Source organism: Agromyces sp. GXQ0307, assembly GCF_044769845.1.
Taxonomy (GTDB): Bacteria; Actinomycetota; Actinomycetes; order Actinomycetales; family Microbacteriaceae; genus Agromyces.
In genome coordinates, this window is sequence record NZ_JBIZVY010000001.1 from 994,509 (window position 1) to 1,021,250 (window position 26,742).

General features: G+C 70.9%; 23 protein-coding genes. 11 read left to right on the plus strand and 12 right to left on the minus strand.

All coding sequences use genetic code 11. From position 1 onward, the window contains the following. Nucleotides 1-120 precede the first annotated feature (120 nt). Nucleotides 121-702: a hypothetical protein gene (locus tag ACIQH8_RS04600; RefSeq protein WP_400995321.1), complete on the plus strand. Its 582-nt coding sequence runs from the start codon at nt 121-123 to the stop codon at nt 700-702. Nucleotides 703-865: 163 nt separating this feature from the next. On the opposite strand, the gene rplL is transcribed toward ACIQH8_RS04600, so the two are convergent. Together rplL and rplJ are read right to left on the minus strand one after the other, a co-directional pair. Beyond that, a complete protein-coding gene (gene rplL, locus ACIQH8_RS04605; protein ID WP_067947898.1) occupies nt 866-1,255 on the minus strand; it encodes a 50S ribosomal protein L7/L12 in 390 nt (129 codons plus the stop codon). A gap of 50 nt (nt 1,256-1,305) precedes the next feature. Further along, nucleotides 1,306-1,821 (minus strand): 50S ribosomal protein L10, encoded by a 516-nt coding sequence (rplJ, locus tag ACIQH8_RS04610; protein ID WP_400995325.1) that lies wholly within the window; start codon nt 1,819-1,821, stop codon nt 1,306-1,308. Nucleotides 1,822-2,146: 325 nt separating this feature from the next. On the opposite strand from rplJ, the gene ACIQH8_RS04615 reads away from it, so the two are divergent. From ACIQH8_RS04615 to ACIQH8_RS04625, 3 genes are all read left to right on the plus strand, one after another. Further along, complete coding sequence (locus tag ACIQH8_RS04615; RefSeq protein ID WP_400995328.1) at nt 2,147-3,562, plus strand: hypothetical protein; 1,416 nt, start codon at nt 2,147-2,149, stop codon at nt 3,560-3,562. A gap of 110 nt (nt 3,563-3,672) precedes the next feature. Beyond that, complete coding sequence (locus ACIQH8_RS04620) at nt 3,673-5,403, plus strand: MDR family MFS transporter (protein ID WP_400995330.1); 1,731 nt, start codon at nt 3,673-3,675, stop codon at nt 5,401-5,403. 10 nt (nt 5,404-5,413) lie between these two features. Continuing rightward, nucleotides 5,414-5,854, plus strand: coding sequence for a MarR family winged helix-turn-helix transcriptional regulator (locus tag ACIQH8_RS04625; RefSeq protein WP_400995333.1), 441 nt, complete (start codon nt 5,414-5,416; stop codon nt 5,852-5,854). Nucleotides 5,855-5,882: 28 nt separating this feature from the next. Here ACIQH8_RS04625 and ACIQH8_RS04630 read toward each other — a convergent pair whose 3' ends face one another. The 8 genes from ACIQH8_RS04630 to ACIQH8_RS04665 form a co-directional block, all read right to left on the minus strand. Beyond that, the gene (locus tag ACIQH8_RS04630; RefSeq protein WP_400995335.1) at nt 5,883-7,505 is read right to left on the minus strand and encodes a sensor histidine kinase; all 1,623 of its coding nucleotides are present in this window, start codon (nt 7,503-7,505) and stop codon (nt 5,883-5,885) included. Continuing rightward, complete coding sequence (locus tag ACIQH8_RS04635) at nt 7,502-8,251, minus strand: response regulator transcription factor (RefSeq protein WP_400995337.1); 750 nt, start codon at nt 8,249-8,251, stop codon at nt 7,502-7,504. Before ACIQH8_RS04635 ends, ACIQH8_RS04630 begins: the two co-directional genes overlap by 4 nt. 104 nt (nt 8,252-8,355) lie before the next feature. Continuing rightward, nucleotides 8,356-9,414: an alpha/beta fold hydrolase gene (locus ACIQH8_RS04640; RefSeq protein WP_400995340.1), complete on the minus strand. Its 1,059-nt coding sequence runs from the start codon at nt 9,412-9,414 to the stop codon at nt 8,356-8,358. A gap of 59 nt (nt 9,415-9,473) precedes the next feature. Next, nucleotides 9,474-9,923 (minus strand): hypothetical protein, encoded by a 450-nt coding sequence (locus ACIQH8_RS04645; protein WP_400995736.1) that lies wholly within the window; start codon nt 9,921-9,923, stop codon nt 9,474-9,476. A gap of 163 nt (nt 9,924-10,086) precedes the next feature. Next, nucleotides 10,087-10,566, minus strand: a complete 480-nt coding sequence (locus ACIQH8_RS04650) for a DUF1294 domain-containing protein (protein WP_400995343.1) — start codon at nt 10,564-10,566, stop codon at nt 10,087-10,089. Nucleotides 10,567-10,609: 43 nt separating this feature from the next. Next, nucleotides 10,610-11,629, minus strand: coding sequence for a sugar phosphate isomerase/epimerase family protein (locus tag ACIQH8_RS04655; protein WP_400995346.1), 1,020 nt, complete (start codon nt 11,627-11,629; stop codon nt 10,610-10,612). Nucleotides 11,630-11,710: 81 nt separating this feature from the next. Beyond that, the gene (locus ACIQH8_RS04660; RefSeq protein ID WP_400995348.1) at nt 11,711-12,904 is read right to left on the minus strand and encodes a Gfo/Idh/MocA family protein; all 1,194 of its coding nucleotides are present in this window, start codon (nt 12,902-12,904) and stop codon (nt 11,711-11,713) included. Nucleotides 12,905-12,976: 72 nt separating this feature from the next. Next, the gene (locus ACIQH8_RS04665) at nt 12,977-14,023 is read right to left on the minus strand and encodes a substrate-binding domain-containing protein (RefSeq protein ID WP_400995350.1); all 1,047 of its coding nucleotides are present in this window, start codon (nt 14,021-14,023) and stop codon (nt 12,977-12,979) included. 297 nt (nt 14,024-14,320) lie between these two features. On the opposite strand from ACIQH8_RS04665, the gene ACIQH8_RS04670 reads away from it, so the two are divergent. The 5 genes from ACIQH8_RS04670 to ACIQH8_RS04690 all read left to right on the plus strand — a co-directional run bounded on the left by ACIQH8_RS04670 (nt 14,321) and on the right by ACIQH8_RS04690 (nt 19,698). Beyond that, nucleotides 14,321-15,805, plus strand: a complete 1,485-nt coding sequence (locus ACIQH8_RS04670; RefSeq protein ID WP_400995353.1) for a sugar ABC transporter ATP-binding protein — start codon at nt 14,321-14,323, stop codon at nt 15,803-15,805. Next, nucleotides 15,802-16,851, plus strand: a complete 1,050-nt coding sequence (locus ACIQH8_RS04675; protein WP_400995355.1) for an ABC transporter permease — start codon at nt 15,802-15,804, stop codon at nt 16,849-16,851. Before ACIQH8_RS04670 ends, ACIQH8_RS04675 begins: the two co-directional genes overlap by 4 nt. 147 nt (nt 16,852-16,998) lie before the next feature. Next, nucleotides 16,999-18,174 carry an ROK family protein gene (locus tag ACIQH8_RS04680; RefSeq protein ID WP_400995357.1) on the plus strand — a complete coding sequence of 392 codons (1,176 nt, stop codon included), beginning with the start codon at nt 16,999-17,001 and terminating at the stop codon, nt 18,172-18,174. A 55-nt stretch (nt 18,175-18,229) separates the two neighbouring features. Continuing rightward, the gene (locus ACIQH8_RS04685; RefSeq protein WP_400995359.1) at nt 18,230-18,958 is read left to right on the plus strand and encodes a YqaJ viral recombinase family protein; all 729 of its coding nucleotides are present in this window, start codon (nt 18,230-18,232) and stop codon (nt 18,956-18,958) included. Further along, the gene (locus ACIQH8_RS04690) at nt 18,955-19,698 is read left to right on the plus strand and encodes an alpha/beta fold hydrolase (RefSeq protein WP_400995362.1); all 744 of its coding nucleotides are present in this window, start codon (nt 18,955-18,957) and stop codon (nt 19,696-19,698) included. Before ACIQH8_RS04685 ends, ACIQH8_RS04690 begins: the two co-directional genes overlap by 4 nt. A gap of 4 nt (nt 19,699-19,702) precedes the next feature. Here ACIQH8_RS04690 and ACIQH8_RS04695 read toward each other — a convergent pair whose 3' ends face one another. Both ACIQH8_RS04695 and ACIQH8_RS04700 read right to left on the minus strand, forming a co-directional pair. Then, nucleotides 19,703-21,172, minus strand: a complete 1,470-nt coding sequence (locus tag ACIQH8_RS04695) for a hypothetical protein (protein ID WP_400995363.1) — start codon at nt 21,170-21,172, stop codon at nt 19,703-19,705. Next, entirely contained in the window at nt 21,169-24,042 is a 2,874-nt protein-coding gene (locus ACIQH8_RS04700; protein WP_400995365.1) for a CDP-glycerol glycerophosphotransferase family protein, read from the minus strand. Before ACIQH8_RS04700 ends, ACIQH8_RS04695 begins: the two co-directional genes overlap by 4 nt. A gap of 178 nt (nt 24,043-24,220) precedes the next feature. Between ACIQH8_RS04700 and ACIQH8_RS04705 the strand changes: the two genes are divergently transcribed. Together ACIQH8_RS04705 and ACIQH8_RS04710 are read left to right on the plus strand one after the other, a co-directional pair. After that, nucleotides 24,221-25,183, plus strand: a complete 963-nt coding sequence (locus ACIQH8_RS04705) for an NADP-dependent oxidoreductase (RefSeq protein WP_400995366.1) — start codon at nt 24,221-24,223, stop codon at nt 25,181-25,183. 178 nt (nt 25,184-25,361) lie between these two features. Next, nucleotides 25,362-26,741 (plus strand): cryptochrome/photolyase family protein, encoded by a 1,380-nt coding sequence (locus tag ACIQH8_RS04710; RefSeq protein WP_400995367.1) that lies wholly within the window; start codon nt 25,362-25,364, stop codon nt 26,739-26,741. Nucleotide 26,742 lies beyond the last annotated feature (1 nt).

The window sequence follows — 26,742 nt, forward strand, 5'->3', positions numbered from 1 at the left end:
GGCGCCGCACTCAGGGACAGCCCGGGTGCGTCCCGCCCCGCCCGTCCCTAGCGTCCGCACCGGGCCGTCATCCGGCACCGAGCAGATGCCACCGGCCCGGCTCGGCCGAAGGAGGACACGATGAGCGCCGAAGGAATCACACTGCAGCGACTCGCCCGCGGAGGCGGGTACGACGGACCCAACGACGGCAGCCCCGGCCCGAACACGTGGCGGGCGCTGCAGCGACTCGTCACGGGCTACGGATACGCCGGCTCGATCGACGGCGCCCCGGGAACGAACACGTGGCGGGCGCTTCAGCGCTTCGCAGCGCTCGGCGGCTACGCCGGGCCGATCGACGGCGTGATGGGCGTGCAGTCCTGGAAGGGCGTCCAGCGGCTTCTCGCACCGTTCAGCTACGTCGCACCGGTCGACGGGATCCCGGACGCGGACACCTATCGCGCCCTTCAGACGATGGGCCGGATCGGCGGGTACTTCGGGCCCTACGACGGCGTCATGGGGCCGAACTCCTGGCGGGGCGTGCAGACCATCCTCGCCGGGGCCGGGTACACCGGTCCGGTCGACGGCGTCCCCGGACCGAACACGTGGCGGGGCATCCAGCGCATCGCACAGCGCGGGGGCTACACGGGACCCATCGACGGGGTGCCCGGCCCGAACACCTACGCCGGGATCGAGGCGCTGCTCGTCCGCAGCGAGCACGACTGAGGGCGGACGACGGATGCCCCGTGCCGAACGAATCGGCACGGGGCATCCGTGTGTTCAGGTGACGCAGGTCACCTCAAGCAGACGGCGCTCGAACGAGCGCGCGCGATTACTTGAGGGTGACGGTCGCACGCTCAGGTGTCGCTGCCCTCCTCGAGGGCCGCGATTACTTGAGGGTGACGGTCGCGCCGGCCTCCTCGAGCGAGGCCTTCGCCTTGTCGGCGGTCTCCTTGTTGGCGCCCTCGAGGACGGCCTTCGGAGCACCGTCGACGACGGCCTTCGCCTCGCCGAGGCCGAGCGAGGTGAGCTCGCGGACGACCTTGATGACCTGGATCTTCTTGTCGCCGGCAGCCTCGAGGATGACGTCGAACGAGTCCTTCTCCTCGACCTCCTCGGCAGCGGCGCCGCCGCCCGCGGCAGCGGGGCCGGCAACGGCGACGGGGGCGGCCGCGGTGACCTCGAAGGTCTCCTCGAACGCCTTGACGAACTCCGAGAGCTCGATGAGGGTCAGGCCCTTGAACTGCTCGAGCAGCTCCTCAGTGGACAGCTTCGCCATGATTCTTCTCCTTAGATTTCCTGGTAACTCACCGCTTGAGAGGCTCGCGCCTACGCAGCGGACTCCTGCTTCTCACGCAGCGCGTCGACCGTGCGAACGGCCTTCGAGAGCGGTGCGTTGAACAGATATGCGGCTCCGAACAGCGAGGCCTTGAAGGCGCCGGCGAGCTTCGCCAGGAGCACTTCGCGGGACTCGAGGTCGGCGAGCTTGCCTACCTCTTCGGCGGTCAGGGGCTTGCCATCGAAATAGCCGCCCTTGACCACGAGGAGGGGGTTCGCCTTGGCGAAGTCACGCAGCGACTTCGCGACGGCGACCGGGTCGCCGTGCACGAACGCGATCGCCGACGGCCCCTTGAGGTCGTCGTCGAACGCGGAGATCCCGGCGTTGTTGGCCGCGATCTTGGTCAGCGTGTTCTTCACCACGGCGTAGCTCGCGTCCCCACTGATGGACTTGCGCAGCGTCTTGAGCTGGGCAACAGTGAGGCCGCGGTATTCGGTCAGCAGAACGGCGGTCGAGCTCTCGAACAGGTTCGTGAGTTCGGCAACCGAGGCTTCCTTGTTCGCCATGGCCACTCCTTGTGTCTTCAACGCGCATCGCGGTGGCGATGCACGGCCTCGGAGCGCTGGCGCAGATCTGGGGAAAGAAAAGAGCTCCGGCGCAGTTGCGCGGAGCTCGGCTCGGGAAACCCGGGAAGTCTTCGTCACACCTGCGCGGGCACCTGTTCTCACAGGACTTCGGTCGGATTCGCACGCGAACCCGACAACCAGCGGTCTTCGGCTCCGACAAGGGTAGCGGATGGCGCGGCCGCGACCAAATCGCGGGCGGCGCTGCCCGATCGGGCAGCGTGCGCGGTCGGCGCTCGACGCGGACGCCCGAGCGGACGATCCTGAGATGCGGGGTGAGGCCATGCGCTCGAGGGCGGGCGATCGCGAGCCCGGCCGTGACGACGCCGTGACGGCGCGCCGCGGGGCGCCGCGCGACTCGGAGCCTCGCGAGCCCGCCGGCCGCCTGGCCGCCGGCTCCCGCGACGTGCCGGTGCGGATGGCGGGCGCGGGCGCAGCCACGTTGTCGGCGTTCGCGGGGAACCGGGCCGTCTCGTCGTTGCTCGGCGGCCTGCGGCTGCAGCGCGATGAGGGCGGGGCCGCCCAGCCCGCTGCCCCGCCGAAACCGCGCCACACCTGGGTGTTCATCATGGGCGCGGATCCGCCCGACGCGAAGAACCAGTTCTTCACGGAGGCGGAGGCGTTCTACCGTGCGAAGCACGGCAGCGTCGCGAACTCGCACCTGGAGCAGGCGAGGACCCTCGAGCAGGTGCTGAGCACCGTGAACGCGTCGGGCGATCCGGTCGGCCTGCTCATCATCGTGTCGCACGGACACCCCGACGGCCGGCTCATGTTCGACGTGGGCGTGACGCCCGACGCCCCGCCCCACGTCAGCCTTCCGGTGACGAAGTCCGGCGGGACCCCGACCCAGTTCGACACCGCGCAGGCCGCGGTGAAGCAGGGCAAGCTCACCACGGTCAGCCCCGACGTCATCGACGACGCGACGAAGATCGTGATCAAGGGGTGCAACATCGGTCGCAGCCAGAGGATGGTCGCGACCCTGCACTCGGCCTTCGGCGGGCGCGCCTCGCTGACCACGACGACGCACGCCCAGTTCTTCGGCGGCGGGGCCGAGCGGCTCGCGGAGTACTTCGTCGAGCGACCGGGCAGGAGCACGCTCTCGCGCAAGGCCCTCGCCGCCGAGTTCGCGACGAAGTACGGCACCCATGTGGCGAACAGCGATGCGAAGTTCTGGATGGGGGTCGCGTCGAAGACGGAGCGGAAGGTCGACGCGGTCGAGTTCGAGGCGTTCCGCGGCCCGGTGCCGGCACCGAACGACACGGCCTTCAAGGCCGGCTTCGCCGAGCAGCTGAAGCAGATCGCGGAGCAGGGCGGGACCTCGATCGCCTTCGTCAAGCGCGAGCGCGTCGGCGCGGACTTCGTGTACCACTTCGCCTTCAAGAAGCTGCAGGACGACGGATCCGCCGCCGTGATCCCGGCCACGATCTCGACGCCCGCGCCTCCCGACGACGCCGCCGCGATCGCGGAGGCGAAGGCGGCGTCGGGCCGCCCCGATGCCGCCGAGTTCACGGTGCGGCGGAGCGTCGAGGCCGGCGACACCGTCGTGACGGTCGACGCCGTCCGCACCGAGTGGAAGGTCGTCCACACCGTGATCCGGGACAAGAGCGGGGCGCCGATCCCTCCCCCGGCCGACACCGACGTGTTCTGGTTCACGACGCAGCCGGCCGTGCCGCCCACGCCCTGACGAGCTCCTGCCTGCGGCTCCGGGAATGGTTGACAGATATCTAAAGTTGACACAATGCAACTGTTTTCGTATGGTTGACCGCGATCAACTTTCTCGGAGGACCCCCACCAGTGTCAGCAGCAGCAGCTCCCGCCGCCTCGGTCGAGGCGCCCTCGCGCACGCCGCGCGAGGTGTTCGTCGCCCTCTCGGGCCTCATCGTCACGATGTTCGTCGCCGTGCTCTCCGGCACGGTCGTCTCGACCTCGATGCCTCGCATCATCGCCGACCTGGGCGGCGACCAGGCCGCCTACACCTGGGTGATCACCGCGAGCCTGCTCGCGACGGCCGTCTCGACGCCGATCTGGGGCAAGCTCGCCGACCTCGTGAACCGCAAGGTCCTGCTCCAGGTCGCCATCTCGCTGTTCGTCGTCGGCACCGCCATCGCCGGCTTCGCGCAGGACACCACGACCCTCATCGCGGTCCGAGTCATCCAGGGCCTCGGCGCCGGCGGCCTCATGTCGCTCGTCATGATCATCGTCGCGCTCATCATCTCGCCGCGCGAGCGCGGCAAGTACATGGGCGTCGTCGGCGGCATCATGGCCGTCGCCACGATCGGCGGCCCGCTCCTCGGCGGCGTCGTCACCGACGCGTGGGGATGGCGCGCCAACTTCTTCCTCCCGCTGCCGCTCGCCATCGTGGCGCTCATCCTGATCCAGATCACGCTGCACCTGCCGCAGATGCCCAAGCGCGCCGTGAAGATCGACTACGCCGGTGCCGCGCTCATGGCCGTCGGCGTCTCGCTCCTGCTCGTGTGGGTCACCCTCGGCGGAAGCGAGTTCGACTGGAGCTCGGTCACGAGCTTCGTCATGATCGGCATCGCCGCGACCTGCATCATCGCCTTCGTCGTCGTCGAGTTCTTCGTGGCCGAGCCCATCGTGCCCATGGCCCTCTTCAAGAACCGCACGTTCACGCTGGCGGTGGTCGCCTCCATCGCGATCGGCGTCGCGATGTTCGCGACGAGCGTCTTCCTCGCGCAGTACTTCCAGCTCGCCCGGGGCGCCACCCCCACCGAGTCCGGGCTCATGACCATCCCGATGATCGTCGGGCAGATGGGCGCCTCGATCCTCATCGGCGCGCTGATCAGCCGGTTCGGCAAGTGGAAGGGCTTCATGGTGCTGGGCGCATCGCTCACGATCGCGGGCACCTACCTGATGACCACCCTCCGCTACGACACCGACTACCTCTGGGTGAGCGCCGCGATGGTGGTGCTCGGGGCGGGGCTCGGCATGGTGATGCAGAACCTCACGCTCGTCGTGCAGAACGACACGCCGGCGACCCAGCTCGGCGCGGCCTCGTCGAACGTGAACTTCTTCCGCTCGATCGCGGGCACCATCGGTGTCACGGTCATGGGGTCGCTCCTCGCGACCCAGGTCCAGGACCGCATCACGAGCGGCTTCGCCGGGTTCGTACCCTCGACGCCCGAAGAGGTCGAGGCGATGCAGGGACTCGCCGGAGGCGCGGTGCCGAACGTGCACGAACTGCCCGACTCCATCCGCGTGATCATCGAGTCGGCGTACGGCCACGGCATCGCCGAAGTGTTCTGGATCGCCGTGCCCCTCGCGGTGCTCTCGCTCCTCGCGATCGCGTTCCTGCCGAACACGTCACTCTCCACGAAGACCGCGGCGGAGTCGCTCGCGGACGAGGCGGAGGATGCGGTGATCGACCTCGCCGAGGCCGAGATCGGCGCACCGGTCCCGTCGGCCGAGTCGTTCGACGCGGCGGCACGCCGGGAGCTCGTCTCGACGGCCACCGGCTCGGTGGCCTCGGTCGGCGGGTCGGATGGCTCGGGGGCGCGTCGCTAGCATGCCCGTCATGACCGCCGACCCCGAGCTCGACGCCGCAATCGCGGCCGTCGAGGACCAGTTCAGCGTGCTCTTCAGCCGGGCGCGTGCGGTGTGGTCGGAGTCGGCCAAGCAGGTCCACCCCGACCTGCAGCCGGCCGGCTACAAGTTGCTCGGCATGATCGCCCGCGCCGGCGAGACGAACGCGCACGTCGTCGCCGAACAGCTCGACATGGACAAGAGCGCGGTGAGCCGACAGGTCAGGCAACTCGAGGAGGCCGGGCTCGTGGAGAGTCGCGTCGACGAGCGCGATGCGCGAGCTCGGGTCCTGGTCGCCACACCCACCGCCCTCGAGCGACTCCGGGTGGTGCGCACGCGCAACCAGGAGCGGCTCCGATCGGCGCTGCAGGATCGCTCGGCCGAGGACCTGCGGGTCGTCGCCGAGGTCCTGCGACGCATCACCGACGGCTGAGCTGCCGAGCCGAGGCGAGGGCGGCCCGTCAGGCGGGCAGTTCGACCGTGAACTCGGTCCGGCCGGGCTCGCTCTCGACGTCGACCGTGCCGCGGTGCGCCTGCACGACGGCGCGCACGATCGCGAGGCCGAGGCCCGTGCTGCCGGCCCGACGCGAACGCGAGGCGTCACCGCGCGCGAACCGCTCGAACAGGCTCGCCCGCACGGCGGGGTCGATGCCGGGCCCGTCGTCGGTCACCGTCACCCGCACGCGGGCCGGCGACGACGCAGCGGTGGCCGCGGGCACGCGCGCCACGCGGACGACGACCTCCGTGCCCTCCGGGGTGTGCACGCGTGCGTTCGCGAGGAGGTTCGCGACGACCTGGTGCAGCCGGCTCGCGTCGCCGGTGACCGTTACCTCGTCGTCGGGCACCTCGACCCGCCACTCGTGGTCGGGCGCCGCCACCTGGGCGTCGCCGACGGCGTCGATCACGAGCCGCGTCAGCTCCACCGGCTCGCGCCGGACCTCGCGCCCCTCGTCGAGGCGGGCGAGCAGCAGCAGGTCCTCGACGAGCTCCGTCATCCGCAGCGACTCCGACTCGATGCGCCCGAGCGCGTGCACCACGTCGGGCGGCAGCTCGCCGCCGTGCAGGCGCGTGAGCTCGGAGTAGCCGCGGATCGAGGCGAGCGGCGTGCGCAGCTCGTGGCTGGCATCGGCGACGAATCGACGGACCTTGCGCTCGGACTGCTCGCGGGCGGACAGTGACGCGGCGACGTGGCCGAGCATGCGGTTGAACGAGGTCGCGAGTCGGCCGACCTCGGTGCGCTCGTCGTCGACGGGCACCTCGTCGGGCAGTTCGACGTCGCCGCGCGCGAGCGGGAGTTCGGAGACGAGCGTCGCGGTCTCGGTGACGCGGTCGAGCGGCCGCAGTGCGCGTCCGACGATGACCGCACCGAGGGCGAGTGCGGCGGCGGTCGCGGCGAGCGCGACGATCGCGATCGTCACGGCGAGCTGGGTGGTCGTGGCGTTCACGTCGGCGAGGGGGAAGGCGACGACGTACCCGTAGTCCTCGACGAACGGCACGCCGACGGCGCGGTAGTCGCCGAGCGCGTCGAGGTCGATCGTGACGGGTTCCCGATCGGTCGGCACCGAGGCGAGCGCCGCCTGCGCCTCGGTGGACAGCTGGACGATGTCGCCGTCCTCGTCGATCGACGCCGTCGCGGCGACCACGCGGCCCTGCTCGCTCGTCACGAGCGCCACGATCGTGCCGACGGGCTGGCCCGGCAGGCGCAGCAGCTCCTCGGCGTCGAGGTCGGGCCGCGGGAACTGCTCGTTCGGCTCGTCGCCGTCGACCGCGCGCGCGGCACGTTCCGTGGCCTGGTGGAGCTGGCCGTCGACGCGGGCGATGAGCTGGCCGTGCAGCACGGCGGTGCTGATGACGCCCACGATGACGCTCGCGAGCACGACGAGCCCGGCCATGACGATGACGAGCGTGCGTCGGAGGGTGCGGGGTGCGCGGCGCTGCGGTCCGTCGACGGCAGGGGTGAGGGATGCCTCGGGGCCGCCGAGGGCCGAGGGGACGCCGCCGCCCGCGGCATCCGTCGCCTGCGCGCGCTCGGACGCGGCGCGCCGGGCTGCGGCCGCGTACCCCGGAGCGCCCGGATGCGTCATCCGGCCGCCTTCAGCATGTAGCCCGCTCCGCGCACCGTGTGGATCATCGGATCGCGGCCGGCGTCGACCTTCTTCCGCAGATAGGAGATGTAGAGCTCGACGACCGACTCCTTGCCGCCGAAGTCGTAGTTCCAGACGCGGTCGAGGATCTGCGCCTTCGACAGCACGCGGCGGGGGTTGCGCATCAGGAACCGGAGGAGCTCGAACTCGGTCGCGGTCAGCTCGATCGAGGTGCCGTCGCGCTCGACCTCGTACGAGTCCTCGTCGAGCGAGAGGTCGCCCACTCGGAGCACCGGGTCCTTGGCCTGCGCGAGGGTCAGGGTCGACCGGCGGATGAGCCCGCGCAGGCGCGCCACGACCTCCTCGAGGCTGAACGGCTTGGTGACGTAGTCGTCGCCGCCTGCCGTGAGGCCCGCGATGCGATCGTCGAGCGAGTCTTTCGCGGTGAGGAAGAGCACGGGCGTCTCGGTGCCGTCTGCACGGACGCGCTGGAGGACCTCGAGCCCGTCGATGTCGGGGAGCATGATGTCGAGCACGATCGCGTCGGGGCGGAACTCGCGCGCGGTGCGGACCGCACCGAGGCCGTCGGAGGCCGTCCGCACCTCCCAGCCCTCGTAGCGGAGGGCCATCTTCAGGAGGTCGGTGAGGGAGCTCTCGTCGTCGACCACGAGGACGCGCACCGCGCTGCCGTCCGCCTTGGCGATCTGCGGTCGATGCGCGGTTCCGGTGCCGGTCGTGCTGCTCATGCCTTCGAGTATCCGCGTCTTCCTGTGCGGTTCCTATGACCCGAGCGGATGCCGCCTGTGACCCTGCCATGGAGACGGCGGGTCGCGGGACCGCCGACCGCGGATCAGATCAGCCCGGAGCGCATCGCCCAGGCGGCAGCCGCCGCACGCGAGGGCACCCCCAACCGCGCCCGGATGTTCGCGACATGCCGGTGCACGGTGTGGACCGAGAGCACGAGGTGCGCCGCGATCTCGGCGTCGGTCTCGCCGCGGGCGACGAGCCGCAGCACCTCGCGCTCGCGCTCGGTCAGGTGCGGCGCCCGACCCGGACCGGATGCCCGGGACTCGGGGTCCGGCATCGCCCCGACCCGATCACCCAGGAAGGCGCGGGTCTCGCGCACGATCGCGTCGGCATCGCCGCGCCACGGGAAGTGGTCCTCGCCCTGCAGTTCCACGAAGCGGGCGCGCGGGATCCGCTCGGCGACATCGCGGCCGAGCGCGAAGGCGATCGCGCGGTCGTCACGGCGATGCATGACGAGGGTCGGCGCGCGGACGGCGCCCAGGTGACCTGTCGAGTCCATCGCGTAGACCTCGGCCAGCGACGCGAATGCGGCCTCGGGGGTCGCGGCGCGACGCTGGAACTCGACGAACTCGTCGCGTTCGGACGCGGTCGCATCGGGCACGAAGAGGTCGGAGAGCACGCGCGAGCCGATGCCCCAGTGCTGCCGGACGACCGCGAGCAGGGCCTCGCGCGCGGCCGGCGGGGCGAGGTCGGCGCCGCGCGCGTACGTGCCGTAGAGCACGAGGCGGTCGACGGCGTCGGGATGCCGCGCCGCGAAGAGCGAGGCCACGCCGCCGCCCGACGAGGCGCCGAAGAGGGAGACCCGCTCGACCCCGGCGGCCGCGGTCACGGTCTCGAGCACGGCGAGCTCCTCGTCGAGCGTTCCGGGCGGCGGCCGGCTGCGATCGGACGCCCCGGTTCCCGGGCGGTCGTACCGGATGACGGTGTGCTCCGCCGCAAGCCCGCTCGCGAAGCGTCGGAACCGGGCCTGCCGCCAGTCGAGGTCGAGGTGGCTGCACCACCATCCGCCGATGACGAGCGGCGGACCGTGGCCGATCGCGGACCACGCGATCGAGGCGCCCTCGTGCTCCGCGTATCGGATGACCTGGTCCGCGGCGTCCACCATCCCAGTCTAGGAAGACGAGGGATGCTCGGACCAGCGACCCGGCACCGTCGTGGCGGTCAGCGCGCCGCAGCGAACATCCGCGCCCAGAGCCGAGCGATGCCACGGGAGAGGTGCTCGGCGGGATGCTCCGACTCGGTCCACAGCGTCCGCAGGACCTCCGGCAGGTCGTCGGCGCGCTGTGCGAGCATGCGACGTGCGGAATCGAGCTCTCCCGAGTGGCGGCCATCGATGAGGACGGGCGCGAACTCGCCGGGCAGGTAGACCTCGGCGGCCTCGCCGGATGTCGGGTCGACCAGCCGCAGCAGTCCCAGGCGGAGCTGCTCGGTCAGCCAGCGTCGCGACTCCGCGACGGTGATGCCGACGAATCCGGCGAACGCCGCGGCATCGACGGGACCCGATTCGAACAGCACGCGGTAGTAGCCGTGCATGGTGCCGCGTGCGATCGAGGCGTATCCGTCGGACGAAGCGATTTCGACGGTGGGCGAAGGTGCGATGGCGGTGGACATGGTGACTCCAGGTGCTCTGGCCCCGGACGGGGCGGATCGACACGTCGAGTCCACTCCGATCGAGCCGTTCGCACATCGCGAGTGCGGGCCATCCGCGCATGGCCGATCCGGGCCATCCGCCCCACAGGCCCCACCGGCCCGCGAGATGCCCGTCCCGCCGGGATCAGGCGGTGACCGGCCCGCCCAGCGCCCCGGGCGACGCGAGCCACGCCACCAGTCCGGCGGCGAGCAGGACGTTCACGACCACCGAGCCCCAGAACGCGCGCCGGAAGCTGCGCTTGCGCGTCTTGTGCCGGAACGTCTGCTGCGCCACGAGCGCCCCGGGCCATCCGCCTGCGAGGTCGATGAGGTGAAGCGTCTGCTCGGAGACGCGCGGCGCCGAGCGCTTCGCCGCGGCCTTGTCGATGCCGTACGCGACGACGGCGATGACGCTCGCCGCGCCGTACCAGGCGGCGAGCCACCACGGCACCGCACCGACGAGCACCGCGATCGCGACGACGATCGCGAACGCCGCGAGCATGCTCCAGCTGAGCGCCGCGGGCAGCGGCCGCGAGAGGTCGCGGTCGGGCTTCGCCCGGGACGGACGCACGGGTCGGGATGCCGCGTGCGGCCCGCGCCGCGCGGCCGTTCGTTCGGGTCGCACGGACTCGATCGTACGGGCGGCGCGGGCTCGCGGCATCCGTGGGCTACTGGTTCGAGAACGCCGCGTCGAACGACGCGGTCGGGCGCGGCCAGATGAGCGACCGGACGAACTCGAGCGCCTGCGGGCCGCCGTGCAGGCGGTCCATGCCGGCGTCCTCCCACTCGACCGAGATCGGGCCGGTGTAGCCGATCGCGTCGAGCGCGCGGAACGCGTCCTCCCACGGCACGTCGCCGTGCCCGGTCGAGACGAAGTCCCAGCCGCGACGCGGGTCGCCCCACGGCAGGTGCGAACCGAGGATGCCGCTGCGGCTGTTCGCCGTGCGGATGCGCGTGTCCTTGCAGTCGACGTGGTAGATCCGGTCCTGGAAGTCCCAGATGAAGCCGACCGGGTCGACGCCCTGCCACATCATGTGGCTCGGGTCCCAGTTGAACCCGAACGCGGGGCGGCGGTCGATCGCCTCGAGGGTGCGGACGCTCGTCCAGTGGTCGTACGCGATCTCGGACGGGTGCACCTCGTGCGCGAAGCGCACGCCCTCGTCGTCGAACACGTCGAGGATCGGGTTCCAGCGGTTCGCGAAGTCCTCGTAGCCGGCGTCGATGACCGACGCGGGCACCGGCGGGAACATCGCCACGTACTGCCAGATCTTCGAGCCCGTGAAGCCGACGACCGTGTCGACGCCGAGCTTGCGGGCGACGCGGGCCGTGCGCTTGAGGTCCTCCGCCGCGCGCTGACGGACGCCCTCGGCCTCGCCGTCGCCCCACGTGTACGGGCGGACGATCGCCTGGTGGCGGAAGTCGATCGGGTCGTCGCACACGGCCTGGCCGGTGAGGTGATTCGAGATCGCGTAGACCTTCAGGTCGTAGCGCTTCAGGAGCTCGAGCTTCTCCGTCAGATAGCCCGGCTCCTCGTCGGCGAGCTTGGTGTCGAGGTGGTCGCCGCCGACGCCGATCTCGAGGCCGTCGTAGCCCCACTCGGAGGCCAGCCGCGCGACCTCCTCGAACGGCAGGTCGGCCCACTGTCCGGTGAACAGGGTGACGGGGTGGGTGGTCGGGGTGTCGGTCATTGCAGGATCCTCTCTCGGGGTCGGGTGGTCATCCGGGCGACACGGTCGGGGTCGGGATCGTCGGGGCGCGGGCTGCCGGATTCAGTCCCCCGCGCGCTCGGCGACGCCCGTCCAGGCGCTCGACGCACCCGAGCTCAGCTCGACCGCGTCGAGCACCCGCTGCACGTGCAGTCCGTCGGCGAACGACGGGCTCGGATCCTCGCCGGCGGCGATCGCCTCGACGAAGTCGTGCGCCTGGTTGGCGAACCCGTGCTCGTAGCCGAGCATGTGTCCCGCCGGCCACCATGCCGAGACCCACGGGTGATCGGGCTCGGTGACGATGATCGACGTGAAGCCCTGCTCGGCCGCGGGGGCCGACGCGTCGTAGTACTCGATGCGGTTGAGGTGCTCGAGGTCGAACGCGATCGCGCCCTCCGAGCCCGACACCTCCACGCGCATCGCGTTCTTGCGGCCGGTCGCCATGCGCGTGGCCTCGAACGCACCGAGCGCGCCCGAGTCGAAGCGCCCGTGGAAGAACGCGACGTCGTCGACGGTGACCTCTCCGACGCCGGTCGCCGGCGCGGACGATCCGCCTGAGATGGCTCCCGAGGACGATCCGGCGATCGGCCGCTGACGGACGAACGTCTCGAGCAGGCCCGCGACCTCGGTGACCCGAAGCCCGGTGAGGTATTCCGCCATGTCGACGGCGTGCGCGCCGATGTCGCCGAGTGCACCCGATCCGGCGCGTGCCTTCTCGAGCCGCCAGGTCATCGGCGACTCGGGGTCGACGAGCCAGTCCTGCAGGTACGAGGCGCGCACATGGCGCACCTCGCCGATCCGCCCCTCGGCGATGAGGTGACGCGCGAAGGCGGTCGCCGGCAGTCGCCGGTAGGTGAATCCCACCATCGAGCGGATGCCTCGGGCGGCGGCGGCCTCGGCCGCGCGGGTCATCGCCTCGGCCTCGGCCGACGAGTTCGCGAGCGGCTTCTCGCAGAGCACGTGCTTGCCGGCCTCGAGCGCGGCGATCGCGATCTCCGCGTGCGAGTCGCCCGGGGTGACGATGTCGACGATGTCGATGTCGTCGCGGGTCACGACCGTCCGCCAGTCCGACGCGGACTCGCGCCAGCCCCACTTCTCGGCGGAGGCGGCGGCCCGGTCCGGATCTCGACCGACGAGGACGTCCATCGTCGGCTCGGCCGACAGGTCGAAGAACCTCGGGGCGACGCGCCATCCCTGCGAATGGGCGGCTCCCATGAATCCGTTGCCCACCATCGCGACGCGGAGTCGTTCACGCATGCCGATCGAGTGCCTTTCTGGGTAGGGGAGGCTGGGCGCCCCGAGGGGCGCCCAGCCTCGTGAGGGTTCGGGTCAGGACTCGAAGGCGAACTGGATGTACTCGTCCACGTTGTCCGCGGTCACGACCGGTGCGTCGAGGACGATCCGGTTCGGGACGCTGGGCGTGTACAGGTCGCTCATCGTCTTGCCCTGCGCGATCAGTCGGGCCAGCGCGATGCCGTCGGCCGCCTGGGTCGACGGGTAGATGACCGTCGCCTCGAGCACCGAGTCACCAGACTGGATCTCGCGCATCGCGTTCGCGCTGCCCGCGCCGCCGACCATGAAGAACTCGTCGCGACCCGCGGCGTCGATGGCCGCGAGCACGCCGACGCCCTGGTCGTCGTCGTGGTTCCAGATCGCGTCGATCTCGGGCGCGGCTGAGAGCAGCTGCGAGGTCACGGCCTCGCCGCCCTGGATCGTGAAGTCCGCGGCGACGCGGTTGGTCACCTCGAGACCGCAGTCGGCGAGCGCGTCGGCGAAACCGCGCGAGCGGTCCTGGGTGAGCGGCAGCGAGTCGATGCCGGCGATCTCGGCGACGACCGCGTCATCCTGGCCCTCGAGGCGCTCGCAGATGTACGTACCTGCGGACACGCCCATGCCGTAGTTGTCGCCGAGGATCGTCGCGCGAGCGGCGAACGGGCTCGAGAACTCGCGGTCGACGTTGATGACCGGGATGCCGGCCTCCATCGCCTTGGTCGCCGCCTCGGTCAGCGCCGCGCCGTCGGTCGGCAGCAGCACGATCGCGTCGACGCCGTCGTTGACGAACGTCTCGACCTGGCTGATCTGGAGGTTGGCGTCGTTGGTGCCCTCCGCGACGCGGAGCTCGACGTCGGGGTAGCTGTCGGCGGCCGCCTGGGCCGCCGAGTTGATGGCGCCGAGCCAACCGTGGTCGGCCGCCGGGCCGGAGAAGCCGATGACGACCGTGTCACCCTCCGCCGCGTTCTCCTCGGCGGAGTTCTGGTTCTCGGTGACGTTCGACTCGGAACCGCCCGCGGTGCAGCCGACCAGGAGGCCGGCGACCGCGAGGGATGCGCCCGCCATGACCAGCATGCGGGCTCGTGAGGTGCGGGTGACACTCATTCGTGTAGTCCTCTCATTGGATATGACGCAGCACAGTCAGATGGACCCTGGGTTCCATCCGGGTGCCACCACACCCGAGGGAGTCCACGCTGACGTTTCGTGAGCGTAGCAGAAGATAGTCGGATCTGCGCAACTTATGCTTGCTTCGCGTTATAAGTTCGTCCACCGGAAGATCCCCGCGCCCTCGGGCGGGAGAGCGCGTTCATACGAGAATCAGGCGAAACCACTTGCGACATCGCAGGATCCGGTTATGATTTCCAAGTGATCAAAGACGACCATCTTCCGGCATTACTCCGCATGAGCGGCATCTCGAAGAGCTTCTCCGGCGTGCAGGCGCTGAAGAACGTCGACCTCGAGATCGTCGCCGGCGAGGTGCACTGCATCCTCGGCCAGAACGGCGCGGGCAAGTCGACGCTGATCAAGACCCTCGCCGGGGCGCACCTTCCCGACGCGGGCACGATCGAGTGGAACGGCGAACAGGTGTCGCTGCACTCGCCCCAGGACGCGATCGAGCTCGGCATCGCCACGATGTACCAGGAACTCGACGTCGTCGACGGCCTGACCATCAGCGAGAACATCTTCCTCGGCCACGAACTCTCGGTCGGCGGCCTCCTCCGCAACGGCGAGGCGAACGCACGCACGAGGCGGCTGCTCGATCGCCTCGGCCACGGCGACCTCGCCCCGACCCGAGAGGTCGGCTCGCTGAGCGCGGCGAACAAGCAGATCGTCAGCATGGCCCGTGCACTCTCGCACGACACGCGCCTCATCATCATGGACGAGCCCTCCGCGGTGCTCGACAGCGAGGAGGTGAAGAACCTCTTCCGGGTCGTCCGCGAGCTCACGGCCGCGGGCATCGCCGTCGTGTACATCACGCACCGGCTCGAGGAGATCCGCGAGATCGGCGACCGGATCACCGTCCTGAAGGACGGCCGCAGCACCGCGAACGGCCTCGAGGTGTCCGAGACGCCGACCTCCGAGCTCATCCGCCGGATGACCGGTCGCGAGGTCGAGAACGTCTTCCCGCCGGCCACGCCGGTCCCGGCCGACGCAGCGCTCGCGCTCGAGGTCGACGGGCTCTCGCTCGACGGCGTCTTCCACGACGTGAGCTTCACGGTCCGCGCCGGCGAGGTCGTCGGGCTCGCGGGGCTCGTGGGCTCCGGCCGCTCGGAAATCCTCGAAACCGTGTACGGGGCCCGGCGGGCGACATCCGGCACGGTTCGCGTCAACGGTCGCGAGCTGCGCAACGGCTCCGTGCGCCACGCGGTCCGCGCGGGCATCGGCCTCTCGCCCGAGGAGCGCAAGAGCCAGGGACTGCTGCTCGACGAGCCGATCTTCCGGAACGTCACGCTGTCCTCCTTCGCCAGGTTCGCCAGGGGCGGGTTCGTCGACGAGCGCCGCGAGCGGCGCATCGCCGGCGAGCAGATCGACGCGCTCGAACTCCGCCCGGCCGATCCCGACCGGCCCGCCCGCACGCTCTCGGGCGGCAACCAGCAGAAGATCCTGCTGGCGCGCTGGCTCGTGAACCGCACGTCCGTCCTCCTCCTGGACGAGCCGACGCGCGGAGTGGATGTCGGCGCTCGCGCCGAGATCTACGCCCTGATCCGCGAACTCGCCGCGAACGGCGACGCCGTCGTCGTCGTCTCGAGCGAGATCGAGGAGGTGCTCGGCCTGGCCGACACCGTCCTCGTCGTCGGGGACGGACGCATCCTCACCACCGTGAAGTCAGACCAGATCGACGAGCACCAGGTGCTCGACCTCGTCATGAAAGGAACCGCCGCGTGAGCGAGTCCCAGTCCCCGACCATCGTCCCCACCGAGTCCGGCGACCCTGGGGCGCCGCAGTCCGAACCGCGTCGCCGGTTCACGGCGAAGGGCCTCCTCAGCGGGTCCGTCGGGCGCAACCTCGGCCTGATCCTGGCTCTCGCCGCGCTCTTCGTCGTCGGCGCGATCACCGCCGGTGATCGATTCACGAACATCGACAACATCCTCGTGATCGTCCGGCTGGCCTCGATCATCGGCGTGATCTCGGTCGGGATGACGTTCGTCATCATCGGCGGCGGCATCGACCTGTCGGTCGGCTCCGTGATGGGCCTCGCCTCGGTCGTCGCCACCCTGTCGGCCGTGCAGGCGGTCGCCGACAACTCGACCTGGCTCGTGATGGTCTTCACGGCGCTCGCGGTCGGCCTGGCGGCGGGCTTCCTCAACGGCTTCGTCATCGCCTACGGCAAGGTCGTCGCGTTCATGGCCACCCTCGCGATGCTGGTCGCCGCGCGCGGCCTCGCCGAGATCCTCGCGAACCGGCAGACCCAGGTCGTCCGGATCCCCGAGTTCATCGACTTCATGAACCTCGACCTGCTCGGCATCGACATGCTGATCTGGACCTTCGTGATCGTCGCCGTCGCCGGTTGGATCCTCCTGAACCGGACCACCTTCGGACGCCGTACGGTCGCAATCGGCGGCAACCGCGAGGCCGCACGCCTCGCCGGCATCGCGGTCCGCCGCCACACGATGTACCTCTACGCGCTCGCCGGACTCACCGCCGGCATCGCCGCCGTCATGATCCTCGGCCGGACCACGGCGGGGACGTCGACCCACGGCACCCTGTACGAGCTCGACGCCATCGCCGCGGTCGTGGTCGGCGGCACGCTCCTCGCCGGCGGCCGCGGCACGATCACCGGCACCGTGTTCGGTGTCCTGATCTTCGCGACGCTCACGAACGTCTTCACGCAGAACAACCTGTCGACCTCGGTCCAGGCGGTCGCGAAGGGCGTGATCATCGTGATCGCGGTGCTCCTGCAGCAGCGCTTCGCGGGGTCGAAGTCCCATTAGCGCTGGCGCGGGAGTCGCGCCGGGTGTATGCCGGTGGATGCATGTGCATGCGAGTTATGTCGGAACGTATGGGAGAATCAACGGATGGTTGACATAAGTGCGCACGGCGACACACGACCCCACGTGAACGCGCTGGGCTCGACCGCCATGAGCGATCTCTTCCAGATCCTCCGCGACGGCCAGCCGCGCACGCGCAGCGAACTCGCCTCCATCACCGGGCTCGCCCGCACGACGGTGGCGATGCGCATCGACGCCCTCACCGACCTCGGCCTCGTCGGCCCGGTCGGCGAGGCCGCCTCGACGGGCGGCCGACCCTCGTCCCTCTTCGCGATCACCGCGAGCGAGCGGTTCGTCGTGGGCGTCGACATCGGCGCCTCGCACATCCGGGTGGCGCTCGCCGACATCACCGGGCGCATCATCGAGGAGACGAACTCGGTCATCGCGGTCGCCGAAGGACCCCGAGTCGTGCTCGACGCGGTCATCGCCGCGACGCGCGAGCTCATCGAGCACACCGGTCGGCGCCTCGGCGACCTGCTCGCGATCGGCGTCGGCGTGCCCGGCCCGGTCGAGTTCAGCACCGGCCGACCGATCAACCCGCCGATCATGCCCGGTTGGGACCGGTTCGACATCGCCGGCTGGATCCGCCAGGAGATCGACGTCCCGGTGCTCGTCGACAACGACGTCAACATCATGGCGCTCGGCGAACGCGAGCGTGCGTGGCCCGACACCGACCACCTGCTGTTCGTGAAGATCGCCACGGGCATCGGCGCGGGCGTCATCTCGGGCGGCTTCCTCCAGCGCGGCGCGCAGGGCACCGCGGGCGACATCGGCCATGTCTACGTCTCGCGCGGCGCCGAGATCGCCTGCAACTGCGGCAACTTCGGATGCCTCGAGGCCCTCGCCTCGGGCAGCGCCATCGCGCGGGCCCTCACGGCGGCGGGCATCCCCGCCTCGAACTCGCGCGATGTCGTCGACCTCGTGAAGAACGGCAACGTCAACGCGATCCAGGCGGTCCGCCAGGCCGGCCGCGACATCGGCGAGGTGCTCACGACGTGCCTCAGCCTGATGAACCCGTCGGTCATCGTGCTCGGCGGCTCTATGGCCGAGGCGGGCGAGCACCTGATCGCGGGCGTCCGCGAGGTCGTCTACCGACGCTCGATGCCGCTCGCGACCGAGTCGCTGCACATCACGCTCTCGCAGACGGGGGCCGATGCCGCGGTGCTGGGCGCGAGCATGCTCGCCATCCATCACTCGCTCTCCCCCGCGAACATCGAGGCGATGATCGCGCAGTCGGCGGGCGGCGCGCTCCGCGCGGTGAAGTAGCGCCGCGCGTCCGCCGCGTCGCCCGATCGGGGTCGGCCGGGGGTAGCGTGGTCGGGTGACCGACACCCCCTTCGCGTTGTTCGACCTCGAGTCGGTCGCACCGCGGGTCGCGTCGGCGCTCCGGCAGCCACCGCTCCCCCACGAGACGCGCATCGTCGCCGACTCGGGCGACCGCGTGGCGTGGCTGCGGGCTCGCGCGCAGGGCGTCACGGCGACGGATGCCGCGAAGCTCGCGTCCGAGGCATCCGTCCGGGCCGCGGCGAGCGAGAAGGTCTACGGCGGCGCACCCCGTCGGGGGTTCGGCGGCAGCCGGTACACCGACCACGGTCGCGAGCGCGAGCCGGTCATCGCGCGGTGGGTCCGGAAGGAGCACGGCATCGCGCCGTCGAGCCTGCTCTTCCACGCCGAGACCGAGCGGCGCCATCTCGCGACCCCGGACGGGCTCGCGGTCCGCGCCGACGGTTCGCTCGAGCTGTGCGAGATCAAGACGACGTCGAAGCCGTGGCGCGGCATCCCTCGCGGCTACCTCCGCCAGGTGTGGTGGCAGCAGTACGTGCTCGGCGCCGAACGCACGCTCGTGGTGTGGGAACAGCACGACGCCTTCGTCCCGCTCGGCGACCCCCAGTGCCGATGGGTGGACCGCGACGAGGACCAGATCGCGCAGCTCGTGCGCCTCGCCGGCCTGCTCCTCGACGCCATCCGACCGCAGCCGGGCTCCGCCGAGCCAGCATGCGTCGGCAGCGGACCCGACCGTTCGTTCTACCGCCCGGGGCCGCTCGCGTGAGCTTCGTGCTGCTGCACGGGCTCGGTGCCGACCGCCGCCAGCCGCTCGAGCTGTTCGGGCCGGTGCTCGACGACGACGCGAACGTGGTCGCACCCGACGTTCGCGCCCACGGTGGCTCCTCGCTGATCGGCGACCCCGCCGACTTCGATCTCGACCGGTTGGCCGAGGAGGTCGTGAGCGGCGTCGGCGACGAGGGTCCCGTCACGCTCGTCGGCATCTCGATGGGAGCCGCGATCGCGCTTCGCATCGCCCTGCGCGGCCTGCTGCCCGTCCAGCGGGCGGTGTTCGTGCGACCCGCGTTCGGCGACCGCTCGCTGCCGCGGAACCTGCATGCGTTCCCCGTGATCGGCGAGCTCCTCCGCGAGTACGGTCCGGTCGTCGGGGCCGAGCGCTTCACGCGCACCGAACCGTACCTCCGCGTCGCGGAGGCGTCTCCGCTGGGTGCCCACGGTCTGCTCACCCAGTTCAGGGCAGCGGATGCCGCGACTCGCGCCGTCCGCCTCGTCGAGATCCCCCGCAACCGGGCGTTCGCGTCCGACGCCGAGCTCGGCGCACTCGCGAGCCGCGGCATCCGCTCGCTCGTCGTGGGTGCGCCACGCGACCCGGTGCACCCGTTCGAGCTCGCGGAACGCTGGGCGGCGGGCCTCGGTGCGGAGTTCGCGCGCGTTCCGGCGCGCGACGACGGCCAGGCGGCGCAGACCGCGGCGATGCGCGAGGTGGTCGGGCGCTTCGCCCGATGACCCGTCAGGCAGAAGCAGCGTCGATCGGGGTCACCGGCGCGAGCAGGGTCGGACTCCCACCCGCTTCGGCCTCGAGGCCGGCGATGATCGCGTCGATGATGCGCCGCTCGGGGTCCGGATGTGCGAACAACTCCCGGACGTTCTCCCTCTGCATCTCCACGAGCGGGTCGGCTCCGCCGAGGGCGAGCCGTCCGACCGCCTCGATCGCCGAATCGACGTCGCGGTGGACGTGCACGCCGCGGACCACGGCCCGACCGGTCGCGTTGAACGGCCGATGGTCGTCTCGCTCGACGAAGACGATCGGCTTCATCGCGATCTGGGGCTCGATGAGCATGCTGATGCCATCGGTGATGACCGCATCCGCCGCGCGGATCACGCCCGCGTAGTCGGAACCGACGTACGTCGTCGCGTTGGCCAGACCTGCCCATGCAGCCAGGAACGCGCCGAACTCGCCGCGCCCGATCGGGGAGTCCGCATGGCCGACGAAGCTCGGCAGCATCGGATGCGGCATGAAGACGAACTCGAGGTCGGGGCGCGAGCGCGCGAAGTCGAGCATCTCGTGCTGCATCCGAGGGAACATCCCGAAGCGGGTCCAGTGCCGGCCGATGCTGTGGTGCGCCGACCAGACGATTCGACCGCGGCGTCCGCCGTCCTGGGCCACCGGCCATCTCGGTGCCGCGGCACCGATCGACGCGGCCTTCGGGTGCCCGGTGACGATGAAGCGCTCCGCGCCCAAGGGACCGTTGGATGCGGCGGCCGCGTCCCTCACGGTCTCGTTCGCACAGAACACCCGCCACGCGGCGCGATGGAACGGCGCGTCGACGGCCGTGTCGGTCGGCGTCGCTTCGTCGCGGACGTTCTCGACGAGGTTCATCGTCTCGTACGGGACGAGGCAGAGCCGAGTGAAGCCCAAGGCCTTGGATGAGAACGCCGGCGGCACGTCCGCGTCCCATTGCGACTGCCGGAAGACCAGGTGCGGGCGGAGCGCACGAACCACGTCGAGCGACTCGAACGAATCCGAGAAGTTGAGGCGGATGTGAGGGACGCCGTTCGCCGTCAGGGCGTCGTGTGTGAGGTCCTCACCGGCGAAGCGATCGGCCCCGGGGAAGCGACGAGGAACCGACGCGACGGTCACCGCGAACCGGTCATCCTCCTCGAGCGCCCAGTAGACGCCCTCGAGCGAGGCCCAGGCCTCCGGGTAGTGGACGAGGAGCACCACGCGGACCTGTCCGCCGGTCCAGGAGTCGGGGACGTGGAGTTCGGCGGTTCGAGCGAGCGCGAGCTTGGTCAGGTCGCGCTGGCGCCGCAGTTCCCGCAGCATCAGGCCCTGCGTCTCGATCGTGATCTCGTGGAGTTCCTTGACCCGGCCCGGCATCAGCACGATGTTGCGGAGGTAGTTCCAGAGGCGCCAGGCCATGCTTCGCTTCGGCGTCTCGGGACCGTTCCACGGACCCGAGTAGTCGCTGGGCATCATGCCGCGGTCACCTCCGCATCGGGCCGTTGTCCGGGCTCGGGCGCATCTCCGAGTGGCTGGATCGCGTCGGCCTCGGGCAGCGTGCCCGGGCGCCCCTCGGGCGTTGGAACGAGGCCCTCGAATGCCCGCATCCCACCATCGACTCGGTGCTCCGGAACGGACCCGTCGAAGAGCGCCTGATCTCGCTCGTACCACGGCACGTCGAGCGCCGCGATGGCCCGATATGCCCGCTCGCTGTTGCCCGCGTCGCGGAATCGGAAGTCCGAATCCACCCGCTCGAGGTAGGTTCGCGCGAACCCGGGGTCGGAGAGCAGGCGGTCGGCCGCGCGGACGGCGGCATCCGGATCCTCCGCGACCGGCCCGTACCCGTCACGCTCGGCCGTGAAGTATCCCGGGCGATAGGCGTGCGCGCCCTTGAAGAACTCTGCGCGATCGAACTGGAAGTACACCAGGGGGACTCCGACCAGGGCGGCCTCGGTCCCGAGCGACGAGTAGTCCGTGATCGCGATCCTCGATCGAGCGATCATCGACTTGATGTCCGCGCTCGAGTAGGAGAAGTACTCGACGTGCGCCGGGAGGTGCTCGGCACGCACATGCGCCTGCAGGTTCGGGTGCGGAGCGAACACGATCCGCGATCCGGTCCGCGCGGCCAGCGCCGCCAGACGCGGGTCGGAGACGAGCGCGAGCCAGTTGGTGATGTACGACGAGCTCCAGAAGTCGTCCACGAGCTCACGAGCGGAGCCGATCCCCGTCTCGCGCTTGAGCAGGTAGTTCCGCCACGTCGGAACCACGAGGATCACGTCGCGCTCGTGCGCGGGCACCCGGTCGACGGCGCGTCGGAGCTCGTCGTGCCTCGGGAAGCCGGTGAGCGCGACCTCGCGCGTCGTGAGCGCGTAGGGCGACCCGTCGGCCACGAATGCCTCGTACTCCGGACGCGTGCATGCGAGGACGAGGTCGATCCGCTTGGGATTCAACCAGCGCGAGAGATCGTCCTTCGTGACCCCGTGCTGGAGGAAGGTGAACTTCCAGTTCCCGCGTTCGGCCTCGCGTGCGCCGTGCGGCGCGACGACGTACGCGTTCGCGTGCGAGGAGATCACGTTCGCCGCCATCCTCATGAGCGCACGGTGCGTGCGAGAGCCGAACGCCGCCAGACGGAATCCGTCCCGGCGCAGACGACGGAAGTCCGGCGAGTCCCGGCGGATGACGAACCACGCGTTCACCGTCGGCTGCTCGGTGCGGAGGTACCGGTAGAGCGCCTCCGCGTTGTCACGAGCGAGATCGTCCCGATCCATGAGCACCCACGCGTCGGCGTATCGGCGACGGATCCACGGACGTCGGAGTGCGCGATCGACCGCGGCCGCGTCGCGACGGGACCGGCCCGCGTTCCTCCAGCCGCGGAGCAGGTCGCGAGCCACCGCGCGGCGCCACGCGATGGCGAGTCCCAGTCGGCGCAGCGGTCTCGTCCACGGCACGATCTCCGGGCGGGGGGCGACCGCCGCCGCGGCCGCGAGCGCATGCCCGGACGGAAGTCCGGTCGTGCGACCGCGCCACATCCGCCCCACCGTCGCCTCGTAGAACGGCACGTCCCCCGCTCCGAATCGGATGCGCTCCGGACGCATGCCGTCTCGGGTGTGGAGTCGGATGTCGTGAAGCGCACTGACCCAGAGGATGCGCTCGTACAGCATCACGCGCCCGAAGTACTCGATGCTGCGGAGCTTCGCGTGGATCGGCGCCGCGTCGCGGCCGTCCAACTGGAGTCGTTCATCGGTCGCCGGATGGGCCTGGTACCAGCTCAACCGGATGACCTGCTCGCGGGCGTCGAACCTGGTGGCGTGCACGTCCAACTCGGCGGGAAGGCGGCCGGTCTTCAGGGCGTACCACGCGAGCCTGATCTGCAGCGGAATCCAGGTCGGGTTGAACTCGAGGATCGCGTCCTCGTCGATGTGCGCGAGGATCTCCTCGACGGCGTCGAGGTAGGCGGCCTTGACCTCCTTGGCGAGGCCTGCGGTGACCGACGCCATCCCGTGGTCCTCGCGGAACGGCCACTGGAGGTCGTACAGGACGAGGTACTGCAACCACCGCGGGACGGGCCCGGCACCGGCCGCCTCCTCGAGCAGGCTGAGGTAGCCGCGCCTCGGGAGTTCGAGGTACCTGGCGTCGTCGCCGACCGAGGACTGCACCAGGGAGGACCCGTCGCTGCGCTGGCGGTAGTAGTAGATCGCATCGGCGAGGAGGCCGACGGGCGGGGAACCCGCTCGCAGCCAGAGCTTCGCGATGAGGTGACCGTCTTCGAACGTCGGTCGCACCGCCGCGTCGAACCCCTCCCGGGCATGCGTCAGCAGGGCGTCCCGGCGCACGAACGCGCTGGAGATCTGCAGGTGGATCACCTTCGGGTCCTCGAGCGGAGCGGCGATCCGGGTCCCCCGCCGGAACCGGTATCCGAGGGCGTGATCGTCCCGCGCGAACTCGACGGATCCGGTGAACCGCAGTGCGCGCGCCGCGACGAAGTCGATCCCGTCGGCGCCGTCCGCGATGAACCGGCGGAAGGCGTCGAGGTAGCCGACGCCGAGCACGTCGTCGGGGTCGGGGAAGCCGATCCAGGTCCCTGCCGACGCCGCGATGCCCGCGTTGCGCGCCGCCCCGGGGCCCGCGTTCTCCTGCACGATGAGTCGAGCGGGGTGGCCGGTCGCGTCGATCCAGCGTCGGATCACCCCCTCCGAGTCGTCGGGCGAGCCGTCGACGACGAAGACGAGTTCGGTGTCCTCGAGTCCGCCCGACTGGGCGGCCAGGCTGTCGAGGAACTCCGGGAGGTACTCCTCCACGCCGTACACCGCGGAGACGAGGGAGATGAGGGGGACGCGTCGGGGCATGTCGGGTCTTTCTGCTCCGCCCGGTGGGGTCGGCGGGGGAGGGGATGACCGGAAGCGGAGGCGTTGCTCCGAGGGAGTCTAGCAACGAGGTGAACGGCGAACGAACAACAGGTGCCCGTCCCCGTAGGCCGGATCTGCCGCAGAATGGTCGGACGGGCGGCGAGCGGACGGGGGAACCATGCGGGCACTGGTGGTCGACGAGACGGGCGAGGGCGCGGTGTTCCGCATGGCGGAGGTCCCCGCGCCGCTGCGGGTGCAGGACGAGGTGCTCGTCCGGGTCGTGGCCGCGGGCGTGAACCCCATCGATCGCAAGACGAAGCTCGGCCGAGGCGTCGCCGCCGCGATCGCGTCGTACCCCGCGATACTCGGGCTCGACTTCGCGGGCATCGTCGAGGAGGTCCCCTACGCCGCGCATCCGCTGAAGGTCGGCGACCGGGTCTACGGCATGGGGCGGGTGCCGCGCATGACGGGCACCTACGCCGAGGTGGTGTCCGTCCCGTCGATGTCGGTCGCGCCCATGCCGATCGGCACGGGCTTCGTCGAGGCGGCGGGGATTCCGTGCGCGGCGCTCACCGCGTGGGGCGCGGTCGTCGACGTCGCGCGCGCGCACGACGGCCAGCGGATGCTGATCCACGCGGGCGCGGGCGGCGTCGGGCACTTCGCGGTGCAGCTCGCCACGTACTTCGGCGCCCAGGTGACGGCCACGGGATCGCCCCGCAACGCCGACTTCCTGCGCTCGCTCGGTGCGCAACGCGTCATCGACCACACGTCGGAGCGCTTCGAGGAGGTCGCGGGCGAACAGGACGTCGTGATCGACCTCATCGGCAACGTCATCGACGACACGGGCACGCGCTCGCTCGACGTGATCCGTCGCGGCGGGCTCATCGTCAACGTGCCGACGAAGTCGTGGCCGACCATGGCCGATGAGGCGGCCGCACGCGGCATCCGCTCGACCGGATTCGTGGTCTCGCCCGACGCGCGCACGCTGTCCGTGATCTCGCGCCTCGTCGACGACGGGGCGATCCGCGTGCACGTCGACGAGGTGTTCCCGCTCGAGCAGGGCGAGACCGCACACTCACGCCTCGGCGGCGGCCACGTGCGCGGCAAGCTCGTGCTGCGCGTCGCCGACGATCCGGCCTGAGCCCTCCGAGCGGGAGCCCTCGCCTGCCGGACCGCGCTCACCCGGTTCACCGGGGACCGACCGTCTCCGGGAGGATCGCTCGCGATCTCGTCTCGCGCGCCGTCCGACCCCCTGTGAACCGGGTGCGGGCCGGACGCCGCACGGCCCGGGTGACGGATGCCTCGGCTAGCGTCGAGCCATGGGTGCCGCGCCGTCGATCGTCTGGTTCCGTGACGACCTCCGGGTCGGCGACCACCCCGCGCTGCACGCGGCCGTCGAACGCGGCGAGCCCGTCGTCGCGGTGTACGTGCTCGACGAGGAGTCGGCGGGCATCCGGCCGCTCGGCGGTGCGGCGAAGTGGTGGTTGCATCACTCGCTCGACTCCCTCGCGGGCGTCCTGCGCGAGCGCGGAGTGCGGCTCGTGCTCCGGCGCGGGGCGGCGGGGCGCGTCATCCGCTCGCTCGTAGACGAGACCGGGGCCGGCGCCGTCTTCTGGAACCGGCGGTACGGCGGCGCCGAGCGCGAGATCGACGCCGACCTGAAGTCCGCCCTGTCCGACGACGGGCTCGAGGTGCGCAGCTTCGACGGGTCGCTGCTCTTCGAGCCGTGGACGATCCGCACCGGGTCGGGCACGCCGTTCTCGGTGTTCACCCCGTTCTGGAAGGCGTGCCTCGCGGCCGACGAGCCGCGACATCCGCTGCCCGCGCCCAGCGAGATCGACGGATTCGGCGGGCCGTCCGGCCGAGGCGGCCCCGCGAGCGACGACCTCGACGACTGGGAGCTGCTCCCGACGCGACCCGACTGGGCGGCCGGGCTCCGCGAGACCTGGGAGCCCGGCGAGCAGTCTGCCGACCGACGGTTGCGTGCCTTCCTCGCCGACGACCTGGCCGACTACGCGACCGGCCGCGACCGGCTCGATCGCGACGTCACCAGCCGGCTGTCGCCTCACCTCCGCTGGGGTGAGATCAGCCCGCACCGCATCTGGCACGCGACCCGCGAGCGCGCGGCCGGCACCGAGGGCGCGAGGAAGTTCCTCGCCGAGGTGGGCTGGCGCGAATTCGCCTGGCACGTGCTGTTCCACTTCCCCGACCTCGCGACGAAGAACTGGCGCGAGGAGTTCGACGCGTTCCCGTGGCCGCAGTTGCACCCGACCGCCCTCACCGCGTGGGAGGAGGGCCGGACGGGCGTCCCGGTCGTGGACGCCGCGATGCGCGAGCTCTGGCACACGGGTGGCATGCACAACCGGGCGCGCATGATCACCGCGTCGTTCCTCACGAAGAACCTGCTCATCGACTGGCGGCGCGGTGAGCAGTGGTTCTGGGACACGCTCGTCGACGCCGACCACGCCTCGAATCCGTTCGGCTGGCAGTGGGTCGCCGGCTCGGGGGCGGATGCCGCGCCCTACTTCCGCGTGTTCAACCCCGAGCTGCAGCGCGAGAAGTTCGACCCCGATGGCCGATACGTCGGTCGGTGGGTGCCCGAAGTCGATTCCGACGACTACCCCGAGCCCATCGTCGACCTGCGGGAGACGCGTGCCGCCGCGCTCGCGGCGTACGAGCAGGTGAAGGCCGCGAAATAGC

Excerpts from the sequence above, each read along its gene's own strand:
- rplL (WP_067947898.1), bottom strand. The coding sequence starts at position 1,255 with ATGGCGAAGCTGTCCACTGAGGAGCTGCTCGAGCAGTTCAAGGGCCTG.
- ACIQH8_RS04600 (WP_400995321.1), top strand. The coding sequence starts at position 121 with ATGAGCGCCGAAGGAATCACACTGCAGCGACTCGCCCGCGGAGGCGGG.
- ACIQH8_RS04670 (WP_400995353.1), top strand. The coding sequence starts at position 14,321 with ATGAGCGGCATCTCGAAGAGCTTCTCCGGCGTGCAGGCGCTGAAGAAC.
- ACIQH8_RS04660 (WP_400995348.1), bottom strand. The coding sequence starts at position 12,904 with ATGCGTGAACGACTCCGCGTCGCGATGGTGGGCAACGGATTCATGGGA.
- ACIQH8_RS04695 (WP_400995363.1), bottom strand. The coding sequence starts at position 21,172 with ATGATGCCCAGCGACTACTCGGGTCCGTGGAACGGTCCCGAGACGCCG.
- ACIQH8_RS04665 (WP_400995350.1), bottom strand. The coding sequence starts at position 14,023 with ATGAGTGTCACCCGCACCTCACGAGCCCGCATGCTGGTCATGGCGGGC.
- rplJ (WP_400995325.1), bottom strand. The coding sequence starts at position 1,821 with ATGGCGAACAAGGAAGCCTCGGTTGCCGAACTCACGAACCTGTTCGAG.
- ACIQH8_RS04700 (WP_400995365.1), bottom strand. The coding sequence starts at position 24,042 with ATGCCCCGACGCGTCCCCCTCATCTCCCTCGTCTCCGCGGTGTACGGC.
- ACIQH8_RS04615 (WP_400995328.1), top strand. The coding sequence starts at position 2,147 with ATGCGGGGTGAGGCCATGCGCTCGAGGGCGGGCGATCGCGAGCCCGGC.
- ACIQH8_RS04645 (WP_400995736.1), bottom strand. The coding sequence starts at position 9,923 with ATGTCCACCGCCATCGCACCTTCGCCCACCGTCGAAATCGCTTCGTCC.
- ACIQH8_RS04655 (WP_400995346.1), bottom strand. The coding sequence starts at position 11,629 with ATGACCGACACCCCGACCACCCACCCCGTCACCCTGTTCACCGGACAG.
- ACIQH8_RS04625 (WP_400995333.1), top strand. The coding sequence starts at position 5,414 with ATGACCGCCGACCCCGAGCTCGACGCCGCAATCGCGGCCGTCGAGGAC.
- ACIQH8_RS04635 (WP_400995337.1), bottom strand. The coding sequence starts at position 8,251 with ATGAGCAGCACGACCGGCACCGGAACCGCGCATCGACCGCAGATCGCC.
- ACIQH8_RS04705 (WP_400995366.1), top strand. The coding sequence starts at position 24,221 with ATGCGGGCACTGGTGGTCGACGAGACGGGCGAGGGCGCGGTGTTCCGC.
- ACIQH8_RS04710 (WP_400995367.1), top strand. The coding sequence starts at position 25,362 with ATGGGTGCCGCGCCGTCGATCGTCTGGTTCCGTGACGACCTCCGGGTC.
- ACIQH8_RS04630 (WP_400995335.1), bottom strand. The coding sequence starts at position 7,505 with ATGACGCATCCGGGCGCTCCGGGGTACGCGGCCGCAGCCCGGCGCGCC.
- ACIQH8_RS04680 (WP_400995357.1), top strand. The coding sequence starts at position 16,999 with ATGAGCGATCTCTTCCAGATCCTCCGCGACGGCCAGCCGCGCACGCGC.